This is a genomic window from Micromonospora sp. NPDC047134 (assembly GCF_040643455.1).
In the GTDB taxonomy this organism is placed as follows: domain Bacteria; phylum Actinomycetota; class Actinomycetes; order Mycobacteriales; family Micromonosporaceae; genus Micromonospora.
On record NZ_JBEYUI010000001.1, the window covers coordinates 402691 to 427261 of the forward strand.

24 protein-coding genes and 1 pseudogene are annotated in these 24571 nt (G+C 72.3%); 16 read left to right on the forward strand and 9 right to left on the reverse strand.

From position 1 onward, the window contains the following. Positions 1 to 2 precede the first annotated feature (2 nt). The 4 genes from ABZ795_RS01680 (at position 3) to ABZ795_RS01695 (ending at position 3963) form a co-directional block, all read left to right on the forward strand. On the forward strand, positions 3 to 545 hold the full coding sequence (locus ABZ795_RS01680; protein ID WP_357527986.1) for a PadR family transcriptional regulator: 543 nt from the start codon (positions 3 to 5) through the stop codon (positions 543 to 545). Continuing rightward, positions 542 to 1276 (forward strand): ABC transporter ATP-binding protein, encoded by a 735-nt coding sequence (locus tag ABZ795_RS01685; RefSeq protein WP_357527988.1) that lies wholly within the window; start codon positions 542 to 544, stop codon positions 1274 to 1276. The genes ABZ795_RS01680 and ABZ795_RS01685 overlap by 4 nt, the downstream gene beginning before the upstream one ends. Then, positions 1273 to 2799 (forward strand): FtsX-like permease family protein, encoded by a 1527-nt coding sequence (locus ABZ795_RS01690; RefSeq protein ID WP_357527989.1) that lies wholly within the window; start codon positions 1273 to 1275, stop codon positions 2797 to 2799. The genes ABZ795_RS01685 and ABZ795_RS01690 overlap by 4 nt, the downstream gene beginning before the upstream one ends. 132 nt (positions 2800 to 2931) lie before the next feature. After that, positions 2932 to 3963 carry an ion transporter gene (locus tag ABZ795_RS01695; protein ID WP_357527991.1) on the forward strand — a complete coding sequence of 344 codons (1032 nt, stop codon included), beginning with the start codon at positions 2932 to 2934 and terminating at the stop codon, positions 3961 to 3963. Positions 3964 to 3969: 6 nt separating this feature from the next. On the opposite strand, the gene ABZ795_RS01700 is transcribed toward ABZ795_RS01695, so the two are convergent. Then, positions 3970 to 4338, reverse strand: a complete 369-nt coding sequence (locus tag ABZ795_RS01700; protein WP_357527993.1) for a Gmad2 immunoglobulin-like domain-containing protein — start codon at positions 4336 to 4338, stop codon at positions 3970 to 3972. A gap of 167 nt (positions 4339 to 4505) precedes the next feature. On the opposite strand from ABZ795_RS01700, the gene ABZ795_RS01705 reads away from it, so the two are divergent. The 3 genes from ABZ795_RS01705 (at position 4506) to ABZ795_RS01715 (ending at position 8289) form a co-directional block, all read left to right on the forward strand. Further along, positions 4506 to 5696, forward strand: a complete 1191-nt coding sequence (locus tag ABZ795_RS01705) for a snapalysin family zinc-dependent metalloprotease (RefSeq protein ID WP_327026034.1) — start codon at positions 4506 to 4508, stop codon at positions 5694 to 5696. A gap of 116 nt (positions 5697 to 5812) precedes the next feature. Continuing rightward, positions 5813 to 6856: an SAM-dependent methyltransferase gene (locus ABZ795_RS01710; protein WP_357527996.1), complete on the forward strand. Its 1044-nt coding sequence runs from the start codon at positions 5813 to 5815 to the stop codon at positions 6854 to 6856. A 293-nt stretch (positions 6857 to 7149) separates the two neighbouring features. Beyond that, on the forward strand, positions 7150 to 8289 hold the full coding sequence (locus ABZ795_RS01715; protein WP_357527998.1) for a ricin-type beta-trefoil lectin domain protein: 1140 nt from the start codon (positions 7150 to 7152) through the stop codon (positions 8287 to 8289). A gap of 74 nt (positions 8290 to 8363) precedes the next feature. Here ABZ795_RS01715 and ABZ795_RS01720 read toward each other — a convergent pair whose 3' ends face one another. Both ABZ795_RS01720 and ABZ795_RS01725 read right to left on the reverse strand, forming a co-directional pair. Further along, complete coding sequence (locus tag ABZ795_RS01720; protein WP_357527999.1) at positions 8364 to 10217, reverse strand: sulfatase; 1854 nt, start codon at positions 10215 to 10217, stop codon at positions 8364 to 8366. Further along, a pseudogene (locus ABZ795_RS01725) lies at positions 10205 to 10894 on the reverse strand (CDP-alcohol phosphatidyltransferase family protein); the annotation flags it as partial. The pseudogene ABZ795_RS01725 and the gene ABZ795_RS01720, both read right to left, overlap by 13 nt. Before the next feature lie 94 nt (positions 10895 to 10988). On the opposite strand from ABZ795_RS01725, the gene ABZ795_RS01730 reads away from it, so the two are divergent. The 8 genes from ABZ795_RS01730 to ABZ795_RS01765 all read left to right on the forward strand — a co-directional run bounded on the left by ABZ795_RS01730 (position 10989) and on the right by ABZ795_RS01765 (position 17204). After that, the gene (locus tag ABZ795_RS01730) at positions 10989 to 11969 is read left to right on the forward strand and encodes a zinc-binding alcohol dehydrogenase (RefSeq protein ID WP_327026028.1); all 981 of its coding nucleotides are present in this window, start codon (positions 10989 to 10991) and stop codon (positions 11967 to 11969) included. A gap of 4 nt (positions 11970 to 11973) precedes the next feature. Further along, positions 11974 to 12396 (forward strand): 6-carboxytetrahydropterin synthase, encoded by a 423-nt coding sequence (locus tag ABZ795_RS01735; protein WP_357528002.1) that lies wholly within the window; start codon positions 11974 to 11976, stop codon positions 12394 to 12396. A gap of 1 nt (position 12397) precedes the next feature. Then, complete coding sequence (locus ABZ795_RS01740; protein WP_327026026.1) at positions 12398 to 13432, forward strand: glycosyltransferase family 4 protein; 1035 nt, start codon at positions 12398 to 12400, stop codon at positions 13430 to 13432. Then, the gene (locus ABZ795_RS01745; protein ID WP_327026025.1) at positions 13429 to 14280 is read left to right on the forward strand and encodes a class I SAM-dependent methyltransferase; all 852 of its coding nucleotides are present in this window, start codon (positions 13429 to 13431) and stop codon (positions 14278 to 14280) included. The genes ABZ795_RS01740 and ABZ795_RS01745 overlap by 4 nt, the downstream gene beginning before the upstream one ends. A gap of 63 nt (positions 14281 to 14343) precedes the next feature. After that, positions 14344 to 15306, forward strand: a complete 963-nt coding sequence (locus ABZ795_RS01750) for a lysylphosphatidylglycerol synthase domain-containing protein (protein WP_357528004.1) — start codon at positions 14344 to 14346, stop codon at positions 15304 to 15306. 11 nt (positions 15307 to 15317) lie between these two features. After that, positions 15318 to 15947 carry a GTP cyclohydrolase II gene (ribA, locus tag ABZ795_RS01755; protein ID WP_327026023.1) on the forward strand — a complete coding sequence of 210 codons (630 nt, stop codon included), beginning with the start codon at positions 15318 to 15320 and terminating at the stop codon, positions 15945 to 15947. Next, a complete protein-coding gene (locus ABZ795_RS01760) occupies positions 15944 to 16651 on the forward strand; it encodes a dihydrofolate reductase family protein (protein WP_327026022.1) in 708 nt (235 codons plus the stop codon). The genes ribA and ABZ795_RS01760 overlap by 4 nt, the downstream gene beginning before the upstream one ends. 154 nt (positions 16652 to 16805) lie before the next feature. Continuing rightward, on the forward strand, positions 16806 to 17204 hold the full coding sequence (locus tag ABZ795_RS01765; RefSeq protein WP_357528007.1) for an MmcQ/YjbR family DNA-binding protein: 399 nt from the start codon (positions 16806 to 16808) through the stop codon (positions 17202 to 17204). A 76-nt stretch (positions 17205 to 17280) separates the two neighbouring features. On the opposite strand, the gene ABZ795_RS01770 is transcribed toward ABZ795_RS01765, so the two are convergent. Genes ABZ795_RS01770 through ABZ795_RS01795 form a run of 6 tightly spaced genes read right to left on the reverse strand, consistent with a single transcriptional unit; the run spans position 17281 to position 23427 of the window. Next, complete coding sequence (locus tag ABZ795_RS01770) at positions 17281 to 17817, reverse strand: alpha/beta hydrolase (protein ID WP_357528009.1); 537 nt, start codon at positions 17815 to 17817, stop codon at positions 17281 to 17283. A gap of 59 nt (positions 17818 to 17876) precedes the next feature. Next, on the reverse strand, positions 17877 to 18443 hold the full coding sequence (locus ABZ795_RS01775; protein ID WP_357528011.1) for a GNAT family N-acetyltransferase: 567 nt from the start codon (positions 18441 to 18443) through the stop codon (positions 17877 to 17879). Next, positions 18436 to 20475: a penicillin acylase family protein gene (locus tag ABZ795_RS01780; protein ID WP_357528013.1), complete on the reverse strand. Its 2040-nt coding sequence runs from the start codon at positions 20473 to 20475 to the stop codon at positions 18436 to 18438. The genes ABZ795_RS01775 and ABZ795_RS01780 overlap by 8 nt, the downstream gene beginning before the upstream one ends. Then, on the reverse strand, positions 20472 to 21278 hold the full coding sequence (locus ABZ795_RS01785) for an ABC transporter ATP-binding protein (protein WP_327026017.1): 807 nt from the start codon (positions 21276 to 21278) through the stop codon (positions 20472 to 20474). Before ABZ795_RS01785 ends, ABZ795_RS01780 begins: the two co-directional genes overlap by 4 nt. A gap of 29 nt (positions 21279 to 21307) precedes the next feature. Next, the gene (locus ABZ795_RS01790; protein ID WP_327026016.1) at positions 21308 to 22330 is read right to left on the reverse strand and encodes an iron chelate uptake ABC transporter family permease subunit; all 1023 of its coding nucleotides are present in this window, start codon (positions 22328 to 22330) and stop codon (positions 21308 to 21310) included. After that, on the reverse strand, positions 22327 to 23427 hold the full coding sequence (locus ABZ795_RS01795; protein ID WP_327026015.1) for an iron chelate uptake ABC transporter family permease subunit: 1101 nt from the start codon (positions 23425 to 23427) through the stop codon (positions 22327 to 22329). Before ABZ795_RS01795 ends, ABZ795_RS01790 begins: the two co-directional genes overlap by 4 nt. Before the next feature lie 67 nt (positions 23428 to 23494). On the opposite strand from ABZ795_RS01795, the gene ABZ795_RS01800 reads away from it, so the two are divergent. Next, the gene (locus tag ABZ795_RS01800; protein ID WP_327026014.1) at positions 23495 to 24526 is read left to right on the forward strand and encodes an ABC transporter substrate-binding protein; all 1032 of its coding nucleotides are present in this window, start codon (positions 23495 to 23497) and stop codon (positions 24524 to 24526) included. Positions 24527 to 24571: the final 45 nt, after the last annotated feature.

A 24571-nucleotide genomic window follows, 5' to 3' on the forward strand; every position in this document is an offset into this window, starting at 1 on the left:
GGATGTCGACCACGCATGTTTTGCTCGGGGTGCTTGCGGCGCAGGGGGTCAGCCACGGTTATGAGCTCAAGCGTGAGCATGACCGCAGGCTGTTCGGAGTCCGGCCGCTGGCCTTCGGGCAGCTCTACTCCACACTGGCCCGAATGCTGCGCGACGGACACATCGCGGAAGCGGCGCACGAGCGGGCAGGCGGGCCGGATCGGGTGGCATACCGGCTGACCCCGCAGGGCAGGACCGAACTCGACGGGTGGCTCAGCCAGGCGATGCCGCCGGCGGTGCACATCTCCGCCGAGCTGTTCGTGAAGGTCATCGTGGCGCTGCTCGCCACCCCGGACGAAGGCACCGCCCGGTCGTTCCTGGCCGCGCAGCGCGCCGCCCACCTGGCCCGGATGCGGGAGCTGACCGCGGTCAAGACCGGCGGACAGGCTTCGGTGACCGAGCTGGCCGCCGCCGACTACCTGCTCAACCACCTCGACGCCGACCTGCGCTGGATGGCCACCACGATGGACCGGATCAGCCAGCTCCGGGCGGAGGTACGGTCGTGACCGAGGCCATCCTGCGCGCCGAGCAGATCGAGAAGTGGTACGGGCCGACCCCCGCCCTGCGGGACGTGTCGTTGCAGGTGGACCCGGGTGAGATCGTCGCGGTCACCGGCCCCAGCGGCTGCGGCAAGTCGACCCTGCTGCACTGCCTGTCCGGCATCCTGCGCCCCGAACGGGGCAGGGTGTGGTTCCAGGAGCGGGAGATCAGCGCCGCTGGTGAGGCGGAGCGCTCCCGGTTGCGTCGTACCGTCTTCGGGGTGTTGTTCCAGTTCGGCCAGGTCGTGCCGGAGCTGACCGGGATCGAGAACGTGACCCTGCCGCTGCAACTCGGCGGCCTGCGCTACCGGGAGGCGGCCCGGCGGGCCCAGGACCTGCTCGACCGGCTGGCCGTCGGCGACCTGGCCGACAAACGCCCCGGTGAGATGTCCGGCGGCCAGCAGCAGCGGGTGGCCCTGGCCCGCGCCCTGGTCACCGAACCTCAGGTGCTCTTCGCGGACGAACCGACCGGGGCCCTGGACAGCCTGGCCGGTGAACAGGTCATGGTGGAGTTGGTCCGGCTGGCCCGCCAGCACGGCACCACCGTGCTGGTGGTGACCCACAACGCGCAGGTGGCCGCGTACGCCGATCGGGAGATCACCCTGCGCGACGGCCGGGTCGACAGCGACGGCCGGGTCGACAGCGACGGCCGCTTCCACGGCGGCGGTCGGGTTCTGGCCCGGGAGGAGGCGCGGTGAGACCGGCCAGCCTGTTCCGCCTGGCCTTCGTCGGTACCCGCACGGACCGGGCCCGGGTGCCGGTCACCGCTGCCGGTGCGGCGATCGCGGTGCTGGTGCTGCTCTGCTGCGCCACCGTGCTGGCCATCGCTCCGGCCGTCGGGCGGTACCACAACCGGATGCTCACCCAGCCGAGCCTCCTGCTCAATGTCGCCGTGGCGATGCTGCTGTGCAGCATCCCGATCCTGTTCCTGGTGGCACAGTGCGCCCGACTCGGGGCGCCCGCCCGCAACCGCCGACTGGCGGCCCTGCGGATGGCCGGCGCCACCCCTAGGCAGATCACCTGGGTCGCCGCCGTGGAGACCGGGCTGGCGGCGATGATCGGCTCGGTGGTCGGCGTGGTCGGGTACCTCACCGGGCGGGTGCTGCTCGACCGCCCGAACCCCGAGGGGGTACGACCACTGCCGACGGACGTGCTGCCGTCGACCACGGTGATCGTCGCCGTAGCGCTCGGGGTGCCGTTGCTGACCACCCTGCTCACCGTCGTCCTGCTGCGTCGGGTGGCGATCACCCCCTTCGGGGTGCTGCGGCAGAGCCGACAACAGCCGGTACGGGCCTGGCCTACCCTGCTGCTGGGGCTCGGCCTGGCCGGCCTGGTGTCGATCAGTGCGGTGATGCGCAGCGAGTACGTCCGGCAGGGCGGGTTCGGTGCCAACCGGGACGACCTGTTCGTCATCGCCCTGCTCGGCTGCACCGTCGTGATGCTGCTCGGTCTGATGTTCACGGTGGCCTGGATCGGCTACCGCAGCGCCCGGCTGCTGCTGCGGGTGACCCGGCGACCCAGCGCGTTGATCGCGGCCCGGCAGATCCTCGCCGACCCGCACGCCGGCAGCCGCAGCTTCACCGTCATCCTGGTCGTCACCGCCTTCGGTGCCGCCGCGATGATGCTGCACTCCTGGCTGGACACCGAGGTGGCGGTGCGGACGGCCGCGATGCTGGACCCGGCGCTGGGCTACGACACCCCGCCTTTGGACCTCGGGGGCACCGCGGCCTTCCGGTCGGAGGTCCGCACCCTGGTCGACGCGGTGCTGGTCAGTCTCATCGGGGTGGCCGCCCTCACCCTGCTGATCGCCCTGGTCGAGGCCGGGGTGGCTCGCCGCCGGGCCATCGCCGCCCTGGTGGCCGGCGGCACCCCGAGGGCGGTGCTGGCTCGCGCCCTGTGCTGGCGGGTGCTGCTGCCGGCGGTACCCGGCATCGCCATCGCGGGCCTGGTCGGACTGGCCGGGATGCGGGCCTTCACGACGACCGCCACCGCGGGTTGGAGCCGGATGGTCTGCGTCGGCACCCCGGCCGAGTGCGCCGGGCCGGACGCCCAGCGCCACCTGGAGTACCGCCAGGTCACCCACACCCTGCAGACCTCGGTGCCGTGGGCCGATGTCGGGGCGGTGATGTCGATCGCGCTGCTGGCCGTGCTTCTGGTGATCGGGGCTAGCGTGCTGATGCATCGCTCCGCCACCGATCCCGCCGAACTGCGGGCCGGCTGAGCCCTCGGCGTCGGGGGTGGGCGACCGTCGGGGGCGCTGACCAGGTTGCTGTCCTTTGTGGCCGGTCCGGATGCGGGTCCTTTCCAGGGGTGTCATAGGCTGCCGTCCGGTCGTAGCCGGGCGAGGAGTGAGATGACGCGCACTGTCCGTGGTCCGTTGCACCGGCTGGCCGCCCGGTGCCAGGCCCTCGTCGGCGCCTCCTGGTTCAACCTGGCCAGCTTCGCCGTGGTCATCGTCAACGCGGTGGCCCTGGGCCTGGAGACCTACGGTGTCGTCGTAGCGATCGTGGGCAGCGCGTTGCGGGCGGTCGAGTACGTCTGTCTCACCCTGTTCGTGCTGGAACTGCTGGTGCGTCTCGGTGCCCACGCACCGACCTTCGGCGGGTTCTTCCGGGACCGGTGGAACGTCTTCGACCTGCTGATCGTGGCCGCCCCGCTGCTGCCCGGGGTGCGGGAGAACGTGACCCTGCTGCGGCTGTTGCGGCTGGCCCGCATCGTCCGGGCGTTCCGACTGTTCCCCAGCCTGCGGGTGATCCTGGTCGGCATCCGGCGCAGCCTGCCCGGACTGGCCAGCTTCCTGCTGGTCACCGCCCTGCTGCTGTACGGGTACGCGATGCTGGGCTGGATGCTGTTCGGCACCGCGTACCCGGAGGAGTACGGCAGCGTCGGGCAGGCCATGCTCACCCTGTTCCTGCTGCTGTCGCTGGACGGCATCACGGACACCCTCCAGGCCGGCCGTGAGGTGACCGGCTGGGCGGTGCTGTACTACGTCTCCTACATGGTGGCCGCCTGCTACCTGCTGACCAATCTGCTGGTGGGTCTGGTGCTGACCGCTCTGCAGGAGGCGCACCAGGACGAGCAGGTCGCCGCCCAGCGGGGCGACCGCCCGACCGGTGGGCACGCCGAGGAGGAGCCGTCGGTCCGTGAGCAGTTGGCCCGGGTGCAGGCCATCATCGCCGACCTGGAACGGCGGCTGCCGGAGCAGGAACTCATCGGCACGGCCGCCGGTCGGGTGGAGGCCGCCTCGGCCGCCTCGGCCGCCCCGGTCGCCTCGGCCGCTGACGCCGTTGACGCCGGGTCGGCCGCCGAGGTCGGCACCCTCGTGCTGCCCAAGCCGCCGGTGCAGCGGCGGACCCGGACCAGGGGACGCCGCCGGCGCCGGTGACGGCCCCTACCGGGTGGCGGTCAGGGTCACCGGTACGGAGACCAGCTTCGTGGGGGAGCCGTCGACGGCGGACACCTCGTACGCCTCGATGGTGCCGGGTTGCTCCCGGGCCAGCCGGTAGCGGAGGGTCAGCCGGTAGCCGCCCCGGCAGCCGGTGCCGCAGGTGGCGGTGGTGAAGGCAGTGGCCCAGGTGATCGCGCAGTACGGCTCACCGGTGGCCGCCGTCGTCGTACCGGCGGTGGCGGTCGTGGCGGCGGTGGTCAGGAGTACGACGCAGGTCACCGTCAGGGCGGCCAGGGTTCTGCTGATCCGCATCGCGGTCTCCTCTCTGCCGTCGGCCAGCCCGTGCGGGCCGACGTTCGTGGACTCCACCATCGACACGCCTCGACACCGAGCCTTCACCATGACGTCACAGCGGGGTAACAGCCGGTAAGGCGGTATGACACTTCCGCGATGACACCCTATTGACCGATCTCTACTAACATCCACGGACATCGATCGTGGTGCGTCGATGCGCCACGGGTATCCGCAGGGGAGTAGAGATGATCCGACGACGACTGCTGCGCGCGGCAACCGTCGCGCTGGCAGCGGTGCTGGCCGCGACCGGGCTACAGGTGGCCACCGCCGCCGGCGCTTCCGCCGCCCGAACCGTCTACTACGACGCCAGTCGGGCCGGCGAGTTCCGGACCAACTTCGACCAGGCCGCCCAGATCTGGAACAGCAAGGTCAGCAACGTCCGGCTGGTGCCCGGCACTCCCGCCAACGTGACCATCCTGGTCGACACCGGCTGGCCCCGGGCCCAGGTCACCGGGCTCGGCTCCGGCCGGATCTGGATGGGCTGGCAGGCGGTCAACCAGGGCTACCACCGCACCCGCATCGCCACCCACGAGTTCGGTCACATCCTCGGCCTGCCCGACCGGCGTACCGGCCTCTGCTCGGACCTGATGTCCGGCAGCAGCGCCCCGGTGTCCTGCACCAACGCCAACCCCAGCGCTGCCGAGGCCAGCCGGGTCAACCAGCTCTTCGCCGGCAGCCGCAGCACCGCCGAGGTCGCCGAGACCTACACCTGGACCGGGGACGAGACCGGCGGGATCGGCATCCAGGTGGTCAACGGGCGCCCGGCCACCGAGAACTACCCCTGGCTGGTCTACACCTCCGGCTGCACCGGCACCCTGATCAAGGCCAACTGGGTGGTCACCGCCAAGCACTGCTCGACCCCCTCCTCGGTGCGGGTGGGCAGCACCAACCGCAGCAGCGGCGGCACCGTGGTCCGGGTCAGCCGGGCGGTCAACCACCCGAGCATCGACGTCAAGCTGTTCCAGCTGGCCAGCTCGGTCACCTACGCGCCGGCCCCGATCCCGACCACCTCGGGTGCGGTCGGCACCGCCACCCGGATCATCGGCTGGGGCCAGACCTGCGCCCCCCGGGGCTGCGGCTCCGCCCCGACCGTCGCGCACGAGCTGGACACCTCGATCGTGGCCGACAGCCGGTGCCTGGGCATCAACGGCCCGTACGAGATCTGCACCAACAACACCAACGGCAACGCCGGTGCCTGCTACGGCGACTCCGGTGGCCCCCAGGTGCGGAAGATCAACGGCGTGTGGAACGTGATCGGTGCGACCAGCCGCGCCGGTAACAACAGCTCCACCTGCGCCACCGCCCCGTCCATCTACGGTGACCTGCCCTCGATCCGCTCCTGGATCAACACCCAGGTCGGCGGCCTGCCCGCCTGACCCTGACACCACTCGATCACGTGGTGCCCGCAGGTCCGACGGTGGACCTGCGGGCACCACCCCGCTGCGCGGGGCGGCGGGGGAGGGCGGCTGCCGCCGTGGAATAGTGGCTGGTCGTGAAACGGTATGGGGTACTGATCCTGCCTTCGAGCAACCGGGTGTACTCCGGGGCGGCGGTCGAGCTGACGCGGGCGGAACTGGAGATCTTCGGCGAGCGGGTGCTCGGCGGACGCCTCGGGGCGGTGCAGACGGCCACCGTGGGCGGGGTCGACTACGTCACCTTCGAGGTCGAGGAGGGGCTCAGCGAGCGGGAGGTGGCGCTGCTGAGCAACCTGTCCAGCGCGTACGCCATCTTCGAGTTCGTCGAGGATCTGCTGCGCCCGGTGCCGCTGACCCGGCTGGACCGCTTCGACGACGACCTGATCACCATCCTCAAGTACCCCGGCAAGACCAACGAGCAGTTCACCAAGCTGCTGCTCAACCTCACCCTGCTCGCCTCGGACTCGGCCGACGAGCTGCTGACCCGGCGGTTCCGGGTACTCGATCCGCTGTGCGGCCGGGGGACCACCCTCAACCAGGCCATGATGTACGGCTTCCACGCCGCCGGCCTGGACCGCGACAGCAAGGACTTCGAGGCGTACCAGGCCTTCCTCACCACCTGGCTCAAGCGCAAACGGGTCAAGCACCGGGTGCTGGAGTCCGGTCCGGTACGCCGGGAACGCAAGGTGGTCGGCCGTCGACTGCGGCTGGAACTGGCCGCCTCGAAGGAGGCGCACAAGGCCGGCGACGTGCAGACCGTGGACGTGGTAAGCGCCGACACCACCCGGGTCGGTGAGTTCTTCCGCCCGGAGAGCGTCGACCTGGTGGTCGCCGACGCACCGTACGGCGTGCAGCACGGCAGTCGTACCAACGACGGGCTGGCCCGCGACCCTCTGGCCCTGCTCGCCGCGGCCGTGCCGGGCTGGGCCCGGCTGCTGCGCCCCGGCGGCGCGCTCGGCATCTCCTGGAACACCAATGTGGCCCGCCGGGAGGCCGCCGCCGAACAGCTGACCGCCGCCGGCCTGACCGTGCTGGACCACGGCCCCTGGCGCACCCTCTCTCACCGCGTCGACCAGGCCATCGTCCGCGACATCCTCATAGCCCAAAAACCCACTCCCTGACCCCACCCTGGCTGCCCCTCGCCCCGCCCGCCCTCCCTGTCCGCGCCCCTGTCCGCGCTGATCTTGCACTTTTGGTCGCTGTTACACGGCTTTTGTGGCTTATGCGGCGACACAAAGCGCAAGATCGCCGGGGTGGGTCGGGCCGGCGGGGCGGGGACGGGGCGAGGTCAGCCGTGGCGGGGCGGGAGTGGGAGTGGATGTTGACGGGGGTGGGTGGGGGTGGGAATATCGACTCCTATGAGTGTTAGCGCTCACAGTTTCAGTGAGCTGCGGGACTAGTGGCAGGAGTGGGGATGGGTAGGAAGGCGCGATGGCTTGCGGTGGCGGCTGCGGTCGCTCTCGCGGTCAGCGGTGTGGTGGTGTCGGGCGGGGCCGCCAGCGCGGAGTCCAACGGTGGGGTGCGGGTGATGCCGCTCGGTGACTCGATCACCGAGGGCACCCAGATCCCGGGGGGCTACCGGATCGGCCTGTGGCAGCGCCTGGTCAACGGCAGATACACGGTGGACTTCGTCGGGTCGCAGTTCAACGGGCCGACCAGCCTCGGTGACCGGGACCATCAGGGGCACCCGGGCTGGCGCATCGACCAGATTGACGCCAACATCGTCAACTGGCTGAACACCCAGCGGCCGCAGACCGTGCTGCTGCACATCGGCACCAACGACATACTCCAGAACTACCAGGTCAGCACCGCCCCGAACCGGCTCTCCACCCTGATCGACCGGATCACCAACACCGCTCCCACCGCGGAGGTGTTCGTCGCGCAGATCATCACCCTGTCGAACACCAACCAGGCGGCGGCGGTACGCACCTTCAACGCGGCGATCCCCGGCATCGTGCAGAGCAAGGTGAACGCGGGCAAGCGGGTGCACCTGGTCAACATGCACGCCGCCCTGACCACCGGCGACCTGATCGACGGCGTTCACCCGACCGCCAACGGCTACGACAAGATGGCCGCGGTCTGGTACAACGCCCTGCAGTCCGTGCCCGGCAGCATCGGCACCCCCGGTAACGGCGGCACCCCCACGCCCACCCCCACCCCGGCTCCCGGCACCGGCGCGATCGTCGGCAACCAATCCGGCCGGTGTGTCGACGTGCCGGGTTACAGCACGGCCAACAGCACCCAGTTGCAGTTGTGGGACTGTCACGGCGGCACCAACCAGCAGTGGAGCTACACCTCCGGTCGGGCCCTGACGGTCTACGGCAACAAGTGCCTGGACGCCGAGGGGTACGGCACCTCCCCGGGCACCCGGGTCACCATCTACGACTGCCACGGCGGAACGAACCAGCAGTGGAACTTCAACGCCAACGGCACCGTCACCGGCGTACAGTCCGGCCTCTGCCTGGACGCCAACAGTGGGGCATCGGCCAACGGCACCCGGCTCATCCTGTGGACCTGCAACGGCCAGCCCAACCAGCAGTGGAGCCGACGCTAGCGGCAGCCGGCCACCACCGACGGTAGCCGCATGCGGGGGTGCGGCCGGCGGTACGACCACCGCCGGCCGCACCGTCAGCGGGAGTGGGCCTGCGGGCGGGCCGGGGTGGAGCCGAAGGCGGTGAGGAAACGGTCCCGGAAGGAGTCCATCGGCCAGACCGGGGCGGCGGCATCCGGGGTCAGACCGTCCTGCCAGCCCCAGTCGGCGATCCGCTCCAGTACGGCGGGATCCTTCGCGAGCAGGTGGATCGGCACGTCCGCGCTGGCATTGTCCCCGGTGATCACCGGGGCGGGCTGGTGGTCACCGACGATCACCAGCACGGTGTCGTCGTCGCCGTAGGTCTCCAGGTAGGAGATCAGGGTACGCAGGGTGTAGCTGACCCCGTGCCGGTAACCCGTCCGGGCCTGCGCCGCCGGGGTACCGATGATGCCCTTGCGGAACACCTCGCCGTCGTCGATGTCCGCCCAGTCGACCAGGGAGGGCACCTTGGTCCAGGGGGAGTGGCTGGAGACCAGGGCCAACTCGGCCATCACCGGACGGTCCCGTGTGCCGACCCGTTCCCGCTGGTGGAACTCGTTGATGGCGTACTGGTCCGGCATCGGGGAGAAGGCGAACCGGGGGCCCCGGTAGCCGAGGTCGGGGCCGTTGTAGAACTGTTCGTAGCCGTAGAACTTCCCCTCCGGCCAGGCCTGGTTGACCGCCGGCATCACCCCGACGGTACGCCAGCCGGCGCCCTGGAAGGCCTCCCCCAGGGTGAACCGGTCACTGGCCAGCAGGCTCTTGTGTCGCTGGTTGTTGTCGATCCACAACCCGGACAGCAGGGTGGCGTGCGCCAGCCAACTGCCGCCGCCGATGGTCGGTGAGGTGAGGAATCCGCTGCGCGAGGAGAATCCGGCCGCCTGCAACCGACCGGCGCCCTCGTCCAGCAGCCGCTGCACCGAGGCGAACTCCGGGTCGGAGACGGCGTCCCGGCCGTAACTCTCCACGAAGGCGATCAGGACGTCCTTGCCTCGCAGCCCGGTCAGCAACTGGTCGGCCGGTACGTCCCGGAACTGGTCGGTCCCCACCTCGTTGCGGAAGGCCGCCCGGTCGTTGATCCGCTCCCGTACCTCCGCCACGTGGTCGTAGACGATCGCGCTGGCGTTGGTGTCGGCGACCAGCACCCCGGTCACGACCCGCGCCTGGAAGACGGCGAGCAGAGCCCACACCAGCACCAGCGACGCCAGGACCCGGGTGCTGGCGGTGCGGTGGCGCACCAGCAGCTTGGACAGTCGTACGGTGGACAGGGCGGTCAGCACCGGCAGGGCCACCAGCACCAGCACCACCCCCACGGCGATGGCGGTCGCCGCAGGCCGACCGATCGACTCGGCCAGGAAGGCGAACGCCTCGTCCAGCAGGGACCAGTCCAACACCAGGTCGAACGGGCGCCCCAACGAGGAGTAGAAACCCAGGTCGCCGATCTTCACCAGCACCACCAGGCCGAGCAGCAGCCCGGCCAGGGCGGCGACCATCCGGCGGGGTCGGCCGGGCAGGGCCAGCAGTGCGGCGGCCAGCAGCAGGGCCTCCAGCGGGATCCGCAGGAAGGCCCCGGGCTGCATCCGCCAGGGCTGGTGAGGCAGGGTGAAGGCGGCCAGCACCAGGGTGACGGCCAGCACGGTGACCACTCGGGACAGCACCCGCCGACGCCGGCTGACCGGCTTGTCGACGCTGGTCGCCTCGGCTGCGGAGTCGGTCGTGGGGTGGCTCTCGTCGGTGCTGGTCGTCAGCACCGCATCAGAGGTCGACAACTGGTTTCTCCCGATCAGCGCAGCGACAGCACGGGCGCGGCGGACAGGTCGCGTTCGTCCACCCGGTCGAGCGGGCGTACCCCCCGGGGAGCGGTCGCCACGACGATCGCGGCGGCGGTACGCGGCACCCGGTGCCGCCACAGCCAGACCACGTCCCGACCGAACGACTCGACCAGCAGGCCGAGCGCCACCACCAGCAGCAGGGTGTTCACCGGCGCGGGCAGTACCGGGGAGGCGGCGACGGCCAGGGTGATCCCCTGGACCGCGGCCACCACCTTGCGCCAGTACCGGTACGGCAGCCGGGCGTCCATCCAGGGCAGTACCCCGCCGGCGGCGAGGAAGGCGTACCGCATCAGGCCGATGGCGAGCACCCAGATCCCGACGGAGGGTGCCACGTAGATGCTCAGCACCAGCACCAGAATGGAGTCGACCTCCATGTCGAAGCGGGCGCCGAACGCGCTGGCCGTGCCGGTGCGCCGGGCCACCTTGCCGTCCACGGCGTCCAAGGCCAACGCCACCGCGGCCAGGCCGCCCAGCACCGCCGCCGGGGCGGGCCGCCCGGTGAGCAGGGCCTCGGCGATCAGTGCGGTCACCGCCCCGACCAGCAGGCCACGACCCATGGTGACCCAGTCGGCCGGACCCAGCCGGGATGAGCCGGCGCGCCCCAGTCCCCGTAGCAGCGCCAGGCAGGTCCCGACCCCGTACGCCAGGCCCGCCAGCCAGCCCGCGACACCGAGACCTACCGTCATGGCGAGCCCGGCCAATAGGACAACCTGGACGATCAGCCCGATGTACGGACCGGTTCGAACTGTGGACACCGTGCCTCCGTGTTTATGATCGACGACCCCTGTCGAGAAGTACGGAAAACATGACGGATCGGTTCGGTCCGGACGCAGGTGAGGAGAATTGCCCGTGACGCGACCCGCCCGCGCCTTCTGGCTGCGCGCACCCGGTGCGGGAGAGCTCCGTCCGGTGACGCTACCCGAGCCCGGCCCGGACGAGGTGCAGGTACGCGCCCTGTTCTCCGGAGTCAGCCGGGGCACCGAGACCCTGGTCTTCACCGGCCAGGTGCCGGAAAGCCAGTACGCCACCATGCGCGCCCCCTTCCAGGAGGGCGACTTCCCGGCCCCGGTCAAGTACGGCTACCTCAGCGTCGGCGAGGTCGAGCGGGGGCCGGCCCACCTGCGCGGACGTACGGTGTTCTGCCTGTATCCGCACCAGAGCGCCTATGTGGTGCCGGTCGACGCGGTGACGGTCGTACCGGAGCAGGTGCCGGCCTCCCGCGCGGTGCTGGCCGGCACGGTGGAGACCGCGGTCAACGCACTGTGGGACGCACCACCCCTGCTCGGCGACCGGGTCAGTGTGGTCGGCGCCGGCATGGTCGGTTGCGCCGTGGCGGCCCTGCTGGCCCGCTTCCCCGGGGTGGCGGTGGAACTTGTCGACACCGACCCCACCCGGGCCGAGGTGGCCGCCGCCCTGGGGGTCGACTTCGCCGCGCCGCAGGCCGCGACCGGCCGGCGGGACCTGGTGGTGCACGCCAGTGCCAGCGCCGCCGGCCTGCAACTCGGCCTGGACCTGCTGGCTCCCGAGGGGACCGTGCTGGAACTGAGCTGGTACGGCGACCGCGCCGTGGAGTTGTCCCTGGGGGCGGCGTTCCACTCCGGACGGCTGACCATCCGCAGCAGCCAGGTCGGCCGGATAGCCCCCGCCCGGCGCAGCAGCCGGGGCTACGCCGACCGGATGGCCCTGGCCCTGGACCTGCTGGCCGACCCGGTGTTCGACACCCTGATCACCGGGCGGTCGGCCTTCGCGGAACTGCCCGAGGTCCTCGCTCGACTCAGCGCGGGCAGCCTGCCCGCGCTGTGCCACCTCATCACCTACGACGGGGAGTGAATCCGTGTTCAGTGTGACCGTCCGTGACCACATCATGATCGCCCACAGTTTCCAGGGCGAGGTCTTCGGCCCCGCGCAGCGGCTACACGGTGCCACCTTCGTGGTCGACGCCACCTTCCGCCGCCCGGATCTCGACCCCGACGGCATCGTGGTCGACATCGGACTGGCCACCGACCAGCTCAAGGCGGTACTGGCCGAGCTGAACTACCGCAACCTGGACGAGGAGCCCGCCTTCGCCGGCACCAACACCACCACGGAGGTGCTGGCCCGCACCATCGCCGACCGGCTCGCCGACCGGGTGCACGCCGGTGACCTGGGGGCGGGGGCGCACGGGCTGACCGGCCTCACGGTCACCCTGCACGAGTCGCATGTCGCCTGGGCCAGTTACGAACGGTCACTGTCGGGGGCGAGCGGCACCGGCGCCTGACATGCCGACCGTGCACGTGGTCCTGCCCGGCGACATCGACGACCCGACCACCCCCAGCGGCGGCAACGGCTACGACCGGCGGGTCTGCGCCGGACTGGCCGGCGCCGGTTGGTCGGTGCACGAACATCCCGTACCGGGATCGTGGCCGACCCCGACGGCGGCGGAGCAGGCCCGGCTCGCCGAACTGCTCACCACTCTGCCCGAGGGGGCTCTGGTCCTGATCGACGGGCTGGTCGCCTCGGTGGTGCCGGAGGTCCTGGCGGCACACGCCGGCCGGTTGCGGCTGGTCCCGCTGGTGCACCTGCCCCGCGACGACGACACCGAGGCGCGGGCCCTGGCCGCCGCCGCCGCCATCGTCGCCACCAGCACCTGGACCCGGGACCGGCTGCTGCACCGGTACGCCCTACCGCCGTCCCTGGTGCATGTCGCCGCCCCCGGGGTGGACCCGGCGCCGCCGGTAGCCGGATCGCCGGCCGGGTCGGCGCTGCTCTGCGTCGCCGCGGTCGCCGCCCACAAGGGCCAGGACCTGCTGATCGAGGCGCTGGCGGGGGTGGCCGACCGGCCCTGGACCCTGACCTGTGTAGGCCCCCTGCACCGGGAACCGGACTTCGTCGACCGGCTCCGCACCCGGATAGCCACCCACCGCCTGGGTGACCGGATCCGGCTGACCGGTCCGCTGACCGGTGACCGGCTGGCCGCCGAGTACGCCGCCGCTGACCTGCTGGTGCACCCCTCACGGGGGGAGACCTACGCGATGGTGGTCACCGAGGCCCTGGCCTGCGGCCTCCCGGTGCTGGCCACCGCGGTCGGTGGCCTGCCCGACACCCTCGGCCGGGTGGCCGGGGAACGCCCGGGGCTGCTGGTGCCCCCGGAGCAGCCGCAGGCGTTGGCCGAGGCGCTGCGGCGCTGGCTGGAGGACCCCACCCTGCGCGAGCGACTGCGTGGCGCCGCAGCCCGGCGCCGAGCCACCCTCGACGACTGGACCAGCACCACCGCCCGGATCACCACGGCCCTGGAAGAGGCGATGGCGTCATGACCGAACACCGGACAGTCCAGGAGGTGCCCATCGAGCTGCCGCCGGACTTCGCCCAGTGGCTGGCGCTGCGGGAACCGGCCGACGTGGCCGCCCGCGCCACCGACCTGGTCGAGGCGGTACGTGCCACGTTGACCGGTGACCGGCCGTACGTGGTGCACGACCTCGGGGCCGGCACCGGGTCGTTGGGCCGCTGGCTGGCCCCCCTGCTGCCCGGCCCGCAACACTGGATCCTGCACGATCAGGACCCCGACCTGCTGGCCCGGGCCTGCGCGAACATGCCCACCCGCGCCGCCGACGGCGCCCCGGTGACGGTGCAGACCCGTCGGGGTGACCTGACCCGGCTGAGCGCCACCGACCTGGCGGGTGCGGCGCTGGTCAGCGCCTCGGCCCTGCTCGACATGCTGACCGGAGCCGAGATCGACCGGCTGGTGGCCGCCTGTGCGAGGGCCGGCTGCCCGGCCCTGTTCCTGATCTCGGTCACCGGCACTGTGCGGCTGACCCCGGCCGACCCCCTGGACGCCGAGGTCGCGGAGGCGTTCAACGCCCACCAACGTCGTGCCGTGGGCGGCCGGCAGTTGCTCGGGCCGGACGCCGTGGAGGCCTGCGCCGCCGGGTTCACCCGGCACGGGATGACCGTGCGGACCCGGCCCAGCCCCTGGCGGCTGGGGCCGGAGCAGGCCGCCCTGACCGGGCAGTGGTTCGACGGCTGGCTGGAGGCGGCCTGCGCGCAACGCCCGGAACTGGTCGACCGGACCCGTGAGTACGCCCAGCGTCGGCGACAGGAGGCTAACGCGGGCCGACTCGGGGTACTGGTCGACCACACCGACCTGCTGGCCGTCCCTCGTTGAACCGGCGGCGTGCCGGTTACGTGCGTACAGTCAGGGAAAGATCACCATGCCGGGGAGGCTTGCGTGGCGGATGAAGCTGGTGGCGCCGGGTCCCCGGCCGCCCCGGCCGGCCGGTCCTTCTGGGGCTGGCTGCGTCTGGCGCTCGGGCTCGCCGTACTGGTGGGGCTGCTGTGCTGGCTGGGCATCGACCCCTTCCTGGTCGGGCTGCGGCTGATCGACGCCCCCGCCCTGGCCGCCGCCCTGGCCCTCGGGGTCCTCACCACGGTCTGTGCCGCCTGGCGGTGGAGCCTGGTGGCCGGTGGGCTCGGGGTGCGGCTGCCGCTGCGTGAGGCGGTGGCCCACTACTACCGGTCGGTGTTCCTCAATGCCACCCTGCCCGGCGGGATCCTCGGCGACGTGCACCGGGCGGTGCGCCACGGCCGTGACGTCGGTGACCTGGGTCGGGGCATCCGGGCCGTGGTCTGGGAGCGGGTAGCCGGTCAGGTGGTGCTGGTAGCCCTGGCCGTGGTGCTGCTGTTCGCCTTCCCGTCGCCGGTGCAGCCGTACCTGCCGGTGGCCACCCTGGTCGTGCTGGCTGCCTTCGGGGTCGTGGTGCTGGCCGCCCGCCTGCTGCCGGACTCCGGTGCCTCCCGGTTCACCCGTACCCTGGTCGGCGCCGTGTCCGACGTGCGTCGTGGGCTGCTGGGCCGACGGGTCTGGGTCGGGGTGCTGGTCGCCTCCGCCCTGGTGGCCGCCGGGAACCTGGCCACCTTCCTGGTGGCCGCCCGCACGGTCGGTTCCACCGCCCCGCTGACCCTGCTGCTGCCGTTGACCCTGCTGGCCCTGCTCGCGATGGGGGTGCCGGCCAACGTCGCCGGGTTCGGCCCCCGCGAGGGGGTGGCCGCGTGGGCCTTCGCCGCCGCCGGCCTGACCGCCGCCGAGGGGGTGGTCACCGCAACGGTGTACGGCGCCCTGGTGCTCGTCGCGAGCCTGCCGGGGGCGGCCGTGCTGCTGGCCCGTCGTGTCCGTGTACCCGCCACCGTATGACGAGGAGAGCCATGTCCGAATCACTGCCTGTCGCCACCATCCGGACGCAGGTCACCGTGCCGCTGCGCTTCTCCGACGGCTACCACACCACCGCCCGGCTGCACACCTTCGACGGGCTGGTCGACGGCCGCGAACACCTCGCCTTCGCCCTCGGCGACCACACCAACGGGGCGGTGCCGCTGGTCCGTCCGCACAGCGAGTGCCTGACCGGCGACGTGTTCGGCAGTCAGCGCTGCGACTGCGGTCCCCAGTTGCGCGAGGCCGTGCAGCGCATCGCGGAGGTCGGCGGGTACCTGCTCTACCTGCGGCAGGAGGGTCGCGGCATCGGTCTGTACGCCAAGCTCGACGCCTACGCCCTCCAGGACGCCGGGCTGGACACCTTCGAGGCCAATGTGGCCCTGGGCCATGACGAGGACGAGCGGGACTACACGGTCGCCGCGCAGATGCTCGCCGCCCTGGGGGTCGGGCCGATCGCTGTGCTGACGAACAATCCGGAGAAGACCGACCAGCTCAGCAGGCTCGGTGTCACCGTGACCGAGCAGGTGCCCACCGGGGTGTTCCTCTCCCCGGCCAACGCCGACTACCTGGCGGCCAAGGCCAGCCGCGCCGCCCGCGCCGCCGACCTCCCCGCCGTCCGGTGACCGGCCGGGCCACGGCCCGTCGGCCGTACGTGCTGCTCAGCTGCGCCACCTCGATCGACGGCTACATCGACGACGCCAGCGACGAACGGCTGATGCTGTCCAACGACGCCGACCTGGACCGGGTCGACGAGGTACGCGCCAGCTGCGACGCCATCCTGGTGGGCGCCGGCACGGTCCGCCGCGACGACCCCCGGCTGCTGGTGCGCTGCGCGGATCGCCGCGGCGACCGGATCGCCCGTGGCCTGCCGGAGTCCCCGATCCGGGTGACCGTGACCGGCTGCGGGGACCTGGACCCGACGGCCCGGTTCTTCACCGTCGGTGACACCGAACGGATCGTCTACTGTGCCAGCGCCGCGTGTGAGAAGACCCGGCACCGGCTGGGGGAGCGGGCCACAGTGGTCGACGCCGGTGACCCGATCGACCTGGCCCGGGCCCTGACCGACCTGGCCGACCGGGGGGTACGCCGACTGCTGGTGGAAGGGGGCGCCCTGGTCCACGGCCAGTTCCTCACCGCCGGGCTGGCCGACGAACTGCACCTGGTGGTGGCACCCTTCTTCGTGGGCGACCGCCGGGCACCCCGCTTCGTCGGTGACGGCCGCTTCCCGTGGCATTCCGCTCGACGGGCCCAGGTGGTCGAGGCCCGCCAGATCGGCGACGTGGTGCTGACCCGCTACGCCCTGTCGGAACGCTGCGAGCCGGCCTGAGCGCCCGGGTCCCCCTCTTGGTGGCGGTCTCCGGCCCTGTCGAGCTGATAGCGCAGACGGGTCGAGACGCCGGTGAGCTGGTCGGCTCGGTACCAGCGGCCGTCGTTACCTGTTGGGGCATCGCGCAGCACCCGGGATGTGGTTACCTGCTGACATGCCGCATCCCATCATGTTCGACGAGGCAGACCCGATTCTGGGCCGGGTGCGGACGCTGGCCCTGGCCTTTCCCGACGCGGCCGAGAAGGTCTCCCATGGGCGTCCGGCCTTCTTCACCACCAAGGTCTTCGCCTACTACGGCGGTTCGGTGAAGGTCGACGGCGGCTATCGCCAGCACGATCAGTCGGTGATCGTGCTGGTCGACCCCGAGGAGCGTACGGCCCTGCTGACGGAGGAGCGGTGCTTCGTGCCGGCCTACCTGGGGGCCTACGGGTGGGTGGGGGTGGACCTGACCGACGACACCGACTGGGACGAGGTCGGTGAGCTGCTCGACGCCAGCTACCGACGGACGGCCGGGGCCCGCAGGATCGCGCGGCTCGACTCCCTAGGGTCCTGAACACCCCAGCGGCTCAGCCGAAGGCACCGGCACGGGCGGCGGTGGCCACGCTGCGGGACCGACCTGGCGCGAATCCTCAGGGGATGAGCCGGTCGAGCAGGTCGAACCGCTCGTACGGCTGGTCGTGGTCGCCGAAGTGCCCGTCGTCGCGCACGATCTGGGTGCCGCCGAGCCGCTCGAACATGGCGCGTCCCTGCCGGTCGTCGCAGCCGTACGGATCGGTGCGGGAGTTGATGAAGTAGATGTCCCGCACATGGTCCCGGATCGCGGCCCAGTCGTAGCTCGGTTGCAGGACCGGCTCCTCCTCCGTGTGGGGTGGGGTGCAGTAGCCGGCCACCAGGATCGCCTGGGCCACGGTCACCTCCAGATGTTCCAGGAGGGCCAGCAGCAGGGCCGCCCCGCCGGAATGACCCACCAGGACGGTGTCCTCGTCGAAGGTGTGGCTGCTCAGCAGCTTAGGTAGCAAGGTGGTGATCGGCTCGATGTTGATGCCCGGATGGTGCGGCACCTCGACGGCGTACCCCCGGGTGGCGAGCCGCTCGGCCAGCCACGGGTACCAACAGTAGGTCGGTTTGCCGCCGGTCCCGTGGAAGATGATCGCGTTGCGTCCCACCGTGCCCCCTTCGAGTCCCGCCGATCCAATCACCCGGGTCCGACACAGTGGCGGCCGGATCACCGCCCCTGCGCCGGAGCGGCGGGGTGCGGGGCGCGGTTGAGGAACATCAACCGGGCCCGCTTGTCCGGCAGGTCGATCAGGGGTCCTTCGACGAAACCGGCCCGCTTCAGCCGGGCGATCGCCTTGTCGTTGCGGGCGTCCGGCTCCATCACCAGCCGCCGCCGGGTGGGGTCGGTGAAGACGAAGGCGATGAACTCGGCCAGCAGGGTGCCGGTGAAGCCCGGCTCGGGGCGTACCGGGGTGCCGATCAGCAGGTGACCGCCGTGGTCGCCGGGGCGTACCGGGTAGCACTCGCCGACCGGGTCGTGTTCGGGCTGGTAGGTCTGGAACAGCGCCACCGGCTGCCCGTCGCGCAGGGTCAGCCAGGCGTGGTGGGTGGGCAGGGAGTCGACGTACCGGTAGATCTCGGCCACCCGGTCGCGGTCGGCGTCGCGCATCCCCCAGAACCGGGCCCGTTCCTGGCTGACCCAGCCGTGGATGACCTCGGCGTCGGCCTCCGGGTCGACCGGCCGGAAGGTGACCGTCCCGAAGCCGGGGACCTGCCGTCGGTAGTGGTCAGTCATCGGTCTCCTCGGTCAGCCGGTCCCAGTCGCAGGTCACCTCGATCAGCTCACCGCGTACCCACCGGGGTAGTTGGTCGTCGTGATGCGGCCCGGCGCCGGTGGCGCCCAGCGGCACCACCCACCGGCTGTTCTCCCGCCGGGCCAGGTCCCACACGTAGCGGGCGGACGGGCCGCGCCCGCACAGGTCGGTGACCCCGGGCAGGCTGGAGGTGGCCAGCACGCAGTCGTGGTCCCCGGCCAGTTCCGGTCCCGGCGGGGCGGCCGGGTCGGGCAGGGCCCGCCACGGTGCCAGCCGGTGCCGCTCGCCCCAGGGGCGGGTGTCGTCCGCCGCCGCGACCTGTTCGGCCGCCGCCCGCACCAGCTCCACCGGGTCCAGGCCGGGCAGGTCGGCGCGGAGCAGGGAGGGCAGGGCGTACCCGATCCGGGTAGGCAGGGTCAGCCAGGGCGCGAACACCTCCGGGTGGGCCGGTGGTGCGGTCAGCTCGGCCAGCGCCGGATGGGCGGCGAGGGCGTGGACCACGGCCGCCCGCAGGTCGGCGAAGCGGGCCGCGTCCCGGCTGTCGGCGGCCATCCGGCGGTCCCAGCGCAGCAGCCGGTCCCGCAGCGCCTGCCCCTGAGCGCTGAGTCCATCCACCTCGGCCAGCAGGTCCAGCAGGGGACCGGCCGCCGCCAGGTAGGTGTCGGTGTGTACGGCGGCCAGCTGCTCGGTCCGCCAGTCGGTGCGCTCGCCGAGCAGCTCACGGATCCGGTCGGCCCGGTACGGCGGGGCGTACTCCACCCCCAGCCCGGCGGAGATGCCCCGTTCGTTGGCCATCACCGCCACCTGGTCCACCGGGCGTTTCGGCATCGGATGCCAGCCCTGCCAGGCGTACCCCGGCTCCCAGGCGGGCACCACCCGCAGCCCGTTGTCCGGGTGGCGGCGGGGGACCCGGCCGGCCACCCGGTGCAGCAGCCCACCGGCGGTGTCCGCGGCCAGCACCACGTTGACCGGCTCCACCCATCCGTCGAGGGCGGCGTCCAGGTCGTCGACCGTACGGGCGTGCAGCAGGGCGGGCAGTACGGCGAAACCCAGATCCCCGGTGACCCGGGGCGGATACCGCAGGCTGACGGTCACCTCGGGCTGCTCGTCCGGACCCCCGGAGATCACCGGCCCCCGCTCGGTCTCGATCACCTCGACCTCGACCGGTGCGCCACCGGCCACCTCGATGGTCTCGACCTGCCGGTGCACCGGCTGCCACCCCTGCGGCCCGTACGCCTGCACCAGTTCACCGTCGCGGCGCAGGCGTTCGGCGTACACGTCCTGGTAGTCGGCGGAGGCGTTGGTGATGGCCCAGGCGAGGCTGCCGGCGTGCCCGAAGTGGGCGATGCCCGGCACCCCGGGCACGGCGAAGCCGAGCACGTCGTACGCCGGGCAGGCCAGCCGGATCTGCTGGTAGATGCCGGGGGCCTCGATGAACCGGTGCGGGTCACCGGCGATCAACGCCGCCCCGGTGGCGGTGCGGTCGGCGGCGAGCAGCCAGCCGTTGCTGCCGGAGGTGAGGTGCCCGTCGACGGCGAACAGCCGGGCCGCGCCCGGACCGAGCCGGCGGATCACGTGTTCGCGCCAGAGCTTGCCCGGGAAGCCGGCGAAGAGCACATGGTGGCCGAGCCAGATCGCCAGGGGTGTCCACGGTTCCCAGCGTCCGGGGCTCAGCCCGGTGGCGGCGAACTCGGGGGCCCGCGCCGCCCCGGCGGCCAGCCCGGCGTTGACCCCCTCGACGTAGCGGCCCACCCAGGCGGCGGTAGCCGGGTCGAGGGCGGCGTGGCAGCGGCGGGCGGTGTCGTCCAGGCGTACCCGGCGGGCGAAGCTGTCCCAGGCCAACGCCTCCGGCCCGAGGAAAGCGGCGCTGGTGCCCTGGGACCGGTGCCGTTCCACCTCGATCTGCCAGGCCCGGTCCCGCGCGGTGACCTGGCCCTGGGCGAAGGCCAGCGCCAGGTGATCGTCGGCCCGCAGATGCGGAATCCCGTACCCGTCGCGGTAGCGCTTGCTCATGCCCGGCCTGCCGTGCGGATCCGGGCGGCCGGGATGACCAGGGGGGTGCCGGTCTCCGGGTCCTCGATGACCCGGCAGGGCAGCCCGAAGACCTCCTCGACCAGTTCGGCGGTGACGATCCGGCCGGGTTCCCCGGCGGCCACCACCCGCCCGCCGCGCATCGCGATCAGGTGAGTGGCGTAGCGGGCGGCGTGGTTGAGGTCGTGCAGCACCGCGACCAGAGTACGGCCCTGCTCCTCGTGCAGCCGGGCGCACAGGTCGAGCACCTCGATCTGGTGGGCGATGTCCAGGTAGGTGGTCGGCTCGTCGAGCAGCAGCAGGGGGGTCTGCTGGGCCAGCGCCATGGCCAACCAGACCCGTTGCCGCTGGCCGCCGGAGAGCTCGTCGACCAGCCGGTCGGCCAGGTCGGCGACCCCGGTAGCGGCCATCGCCTCGGCCACGATCCGTTCGTCCTCGCGGGACCACTGACGCAGCAGCCCCTGGTGCGGGTAGCGGCCCCGGGCCACCAGGTCGGCCACCCCGATGCCGTCCGGTGCGATCGGTGACTGGGGGAGCAGTCCGAGGGTACGGGCCACCGCCCGGGCCGGCCGTCGCTGGATGTCCTCCCCGTCCAGCAGCACCGCCCCGGCGGCCGGTTTCAGCAGCCGGGACAACGCCCGCAGCAGGGTGGACTTGCCGCAGGCGTTCGGGCCGATGATGACCGTGAAGGACCGGTCCGGCACCTCGACGGTCAGGTCCTCGGCGACGATCCGCCGTTCGTAGGCCAGCCGTAGTCCGCTGCCACCCAGCCGGGAGGTCGGCATGCTGGTTGCTCCGTTCTCGTTGTCGCCGGTCACAGCCGGCCCGCCCGGCGCTGCGTGGCCAGCAGCCAGACCAGGTACCCGCCGCCGAGCACCCCGGTCACCACACCGACCGGCAGTTGACTGGGGAAGGCCCGCTGGGCCACCTGGTCGGCGACCACGATGATCAACGCGCCGATGATCGCGGCGGGCAGCAGGTTGGTGCCGGGTGCCCGGGTCAGCCTACGGGCCAGGTGCGGGGCGGTGAGGGCGACGAAGGACACCGGCCCGGCGGCGGCCGCCGACAGGGAGACCAGCAGCACCGCAGTGGCCAGCAGCAGCATCCGCAGCCGGGGCACCGGCACCCCTAGCCCGGTGGCCGCCTCGTCGCCCAACTCGGTCATCCGCAGCGCCGGACCGCAGGCCAGCAGCACCGGCAGGGCCACCGCCAGGGCCGCCAGCAGCGGGGTGGCCTCGGACCAGCCCCTCCCGTCCAGGCTGCCGGTGAGCCAGAGCATGGCCCGGGCCGCCTCCATCAGCGGGGCGCGGGTCAGCAGGTAGCCGTTGACGCCGGTGAGGATTGCCGACACCCCGATGCCGACCAGCACCAGCCGGTAGCCGTGGACCCCACGCCGCCAGGCGACCAGGTAGATCAGCAGGCCGGTGAGCACCCCGCCGACCGCGGCGGCCCCGGCCAGGGCGGCGCTGCTGCCGCCGACGACCACCACGATCAGTGCCCCGGTCGCCGCCCCCTGGGTGAAGCCGAGCACATCCGGGCTGCCCAGCGGGTTGCGGACCAAAGCCTGGAACACCCCACCGGCCAGACCCAGGGCGGCGCCCACGGCCAGCGCGGTGACCAGCCGGGGCAGGCGCAGTTCGAGGACGATGAAGTCCTCGGCCGGGCTGCCGCCCCCGGTCAGGGTGCGCAGCACGTCGGCCGGGGACATCGGGTAGTCGCCGTGGCCGACCGCCAGGACCCCGACGGCCAGGGTCAGCAGCACCCCGGTCGCCCCGACGGCCAGGGCGCGCAGGTGCAGCCGCAGCGACAGCCCACCCGGAACCCGAATCACGATCATGGGCGGCCCGTCCTGGTCCGGGTAACCAGCCACAGGAACAGCGGACCGCCGAGCACGGCGGTGACCAGCCCCACCTGCAACTCGCCTGGACGGCCGAGGACCCGGCCGAGCACGTCGGCACCGAGCAGCAGCACCGGCGCCAGCAGCGCACAGTACGGCAACAGCCAGCGCAGATCCGGCCCGGTGAGGGTACGCACCAGGTGCGGCACCAGTAGCCCGACGAAGACGATCGGTCCGCAGGCCGCGGTGGCGGCCCCGCAGAGCAGGGTGATGGCGGCGATCACGGCAGCCCGGATCAGGGTGGGGCGGGCCCCCAGGGCGCGGGCGGTGTCGTCGCCGAGGGCCAGGGCATTCAGGGGTCGGGCGGCGGCCAGGGCGGCCACCAGGCCTACCGCGATGAAGGGCAGGACCCGCCGTACGGTGGCGTCGTCGGCGCTGGCCAGGGAGCCGACCGTCCAGAACCGCAGCCGTTGCAGCCCGGCGGAGTCCAGCAGCATCACCGCGCTGACGTAGGAGTACAGGGCCGCGTTGAGGGCCGCACCGGCCAACGCCAGTCGGGCCGGGGTGGCGGCCCGGCCACCACCGACGGCGTAGACCCCCACGGTGACCGCGGCGGCCCCGGCCAGGGCGAACCACACCTGACCGGTCCCACCCCCCACCCCGAACAGCAACGATGCCGTGGCGATCGCGGCGGCGGCCCCGGCGTTGATGCCGAGCAGGCCAGGGTCGGCCAGGGGGTTGCGGGTCAGCGCCTGCATCGCCGCCCCGGCCATCCCGAGGGCGGTCCCGGCGAGCAGCCCGAGCAGGGTGCGGGGCAGCCGCATCTCGTGCACCACGGCGTAGTCGGGGACCCCGGGGTCGGTGAGGGCGGCCCACACCTGCGGCAGGGGGATCGGCTTGGCCCCGACGGCGATGCTGAGCACCGCCACCGTCACCAGAGCCACCGCGGCGGCGGCCAGGCCGGCGGCCCGGTAGGCCACCCGAGGCGGCCGGGGCGGTGGTTGTGCCCGGGACGGCGTCTCGGCTGGTGAGGACTCGATGACGGACAGGGTGGGCTCCAGTGCGGTGCGAAACGCCGGGCGGGAACTTGACAGCAAGTTAGGTTAGGTTAACCTAACGCCGGTTGTCCATCGCTACCTGTGAACCCGATCGGAAGACGACACCATGCCTGATCCCGTTACCGCACACCGGCTCTCCCGTCGGGGCCTGCTGGCCGCCGGTGGTGCCGCCACCCTAGCCGCCCTGCTCGCCGGATGCGGCCGGGAGAAGGACCCGAAACCCCGCAGCGGCAGCAGCTCCGGACCCTGGTCCTTCACGGACGACCGGCCTGAGACGGTCACCGCGCAGGCCCGCCCGGCCCGGGTGGTGGCCTTCACCGGCTCGGCCGCCGCCCTGGTCGATTTCGGACTAGGGCCCGAGGTGGTCGGGGTCTTCGGCGAGACGAAGAAGGCCGACGGCAGCAAGGAGCCGCAGGCCGGTGACCTGGACGTGGAGAGCGTGGAGATCCTCGGCAACGTCTGGGGCGAATTCAGCGTCGAGAAGTACGCCGCCCTGCGCCCGGAACTGCTGGTCACCCACATGTACGACCCGGGGGCCTACTGGTACGTGCCGGACGAGAGCAAGGACAAGATCCTTCCGCTGGCCCCGGTGGTGACCATCACCACCGCCCGCGTCCCGATGACCAAGCCGATCGAACGGTACGCCACCCTCGCCGAGTCCCTCGGCGCCGACCTGTCGGCACCGAGGGTCACCGACGCCAAGGCCCGCTTCGAGGCCGCCGCCGAGGCGGTACGCCAGGCGGTCAAGACCAACCCCGGCATCAAGGTGCTGGCCGCCTCCGGCAGCCCGGACCTGTTCTACGTCTCCAACCCCAAGGTCAGCACCGACCTGATGTACTTCGCCGAACTCGGGGTCGACATCGTGGTGCCCACCAAGCTGGAGTCCGGCGACTACTTCGAGGCCCTCAGCTGGGAGAACGCCGGCAAGTTCCCGGCCGACCTGATCCTGCTCGACAACCGCAGCACCGCCCTGCAACCGGCCGACCTGGCCGCCAAGCCCACCTGGCAGCAGTTGCCCGCCGTGCAGGCCGGCCAGGTGACTCCATGGGACGCGGTGCCCCGCTTCTCGTACGCCGGCGCAGCCCCCCTGCTCGAAGACCTGGCCAAGGCGATCCAGGGCGCCAAGAAGCTGACCTGATCCGCCACGGACGACCGGCGTGACCCGTGACCGCCGGTCGTCCGC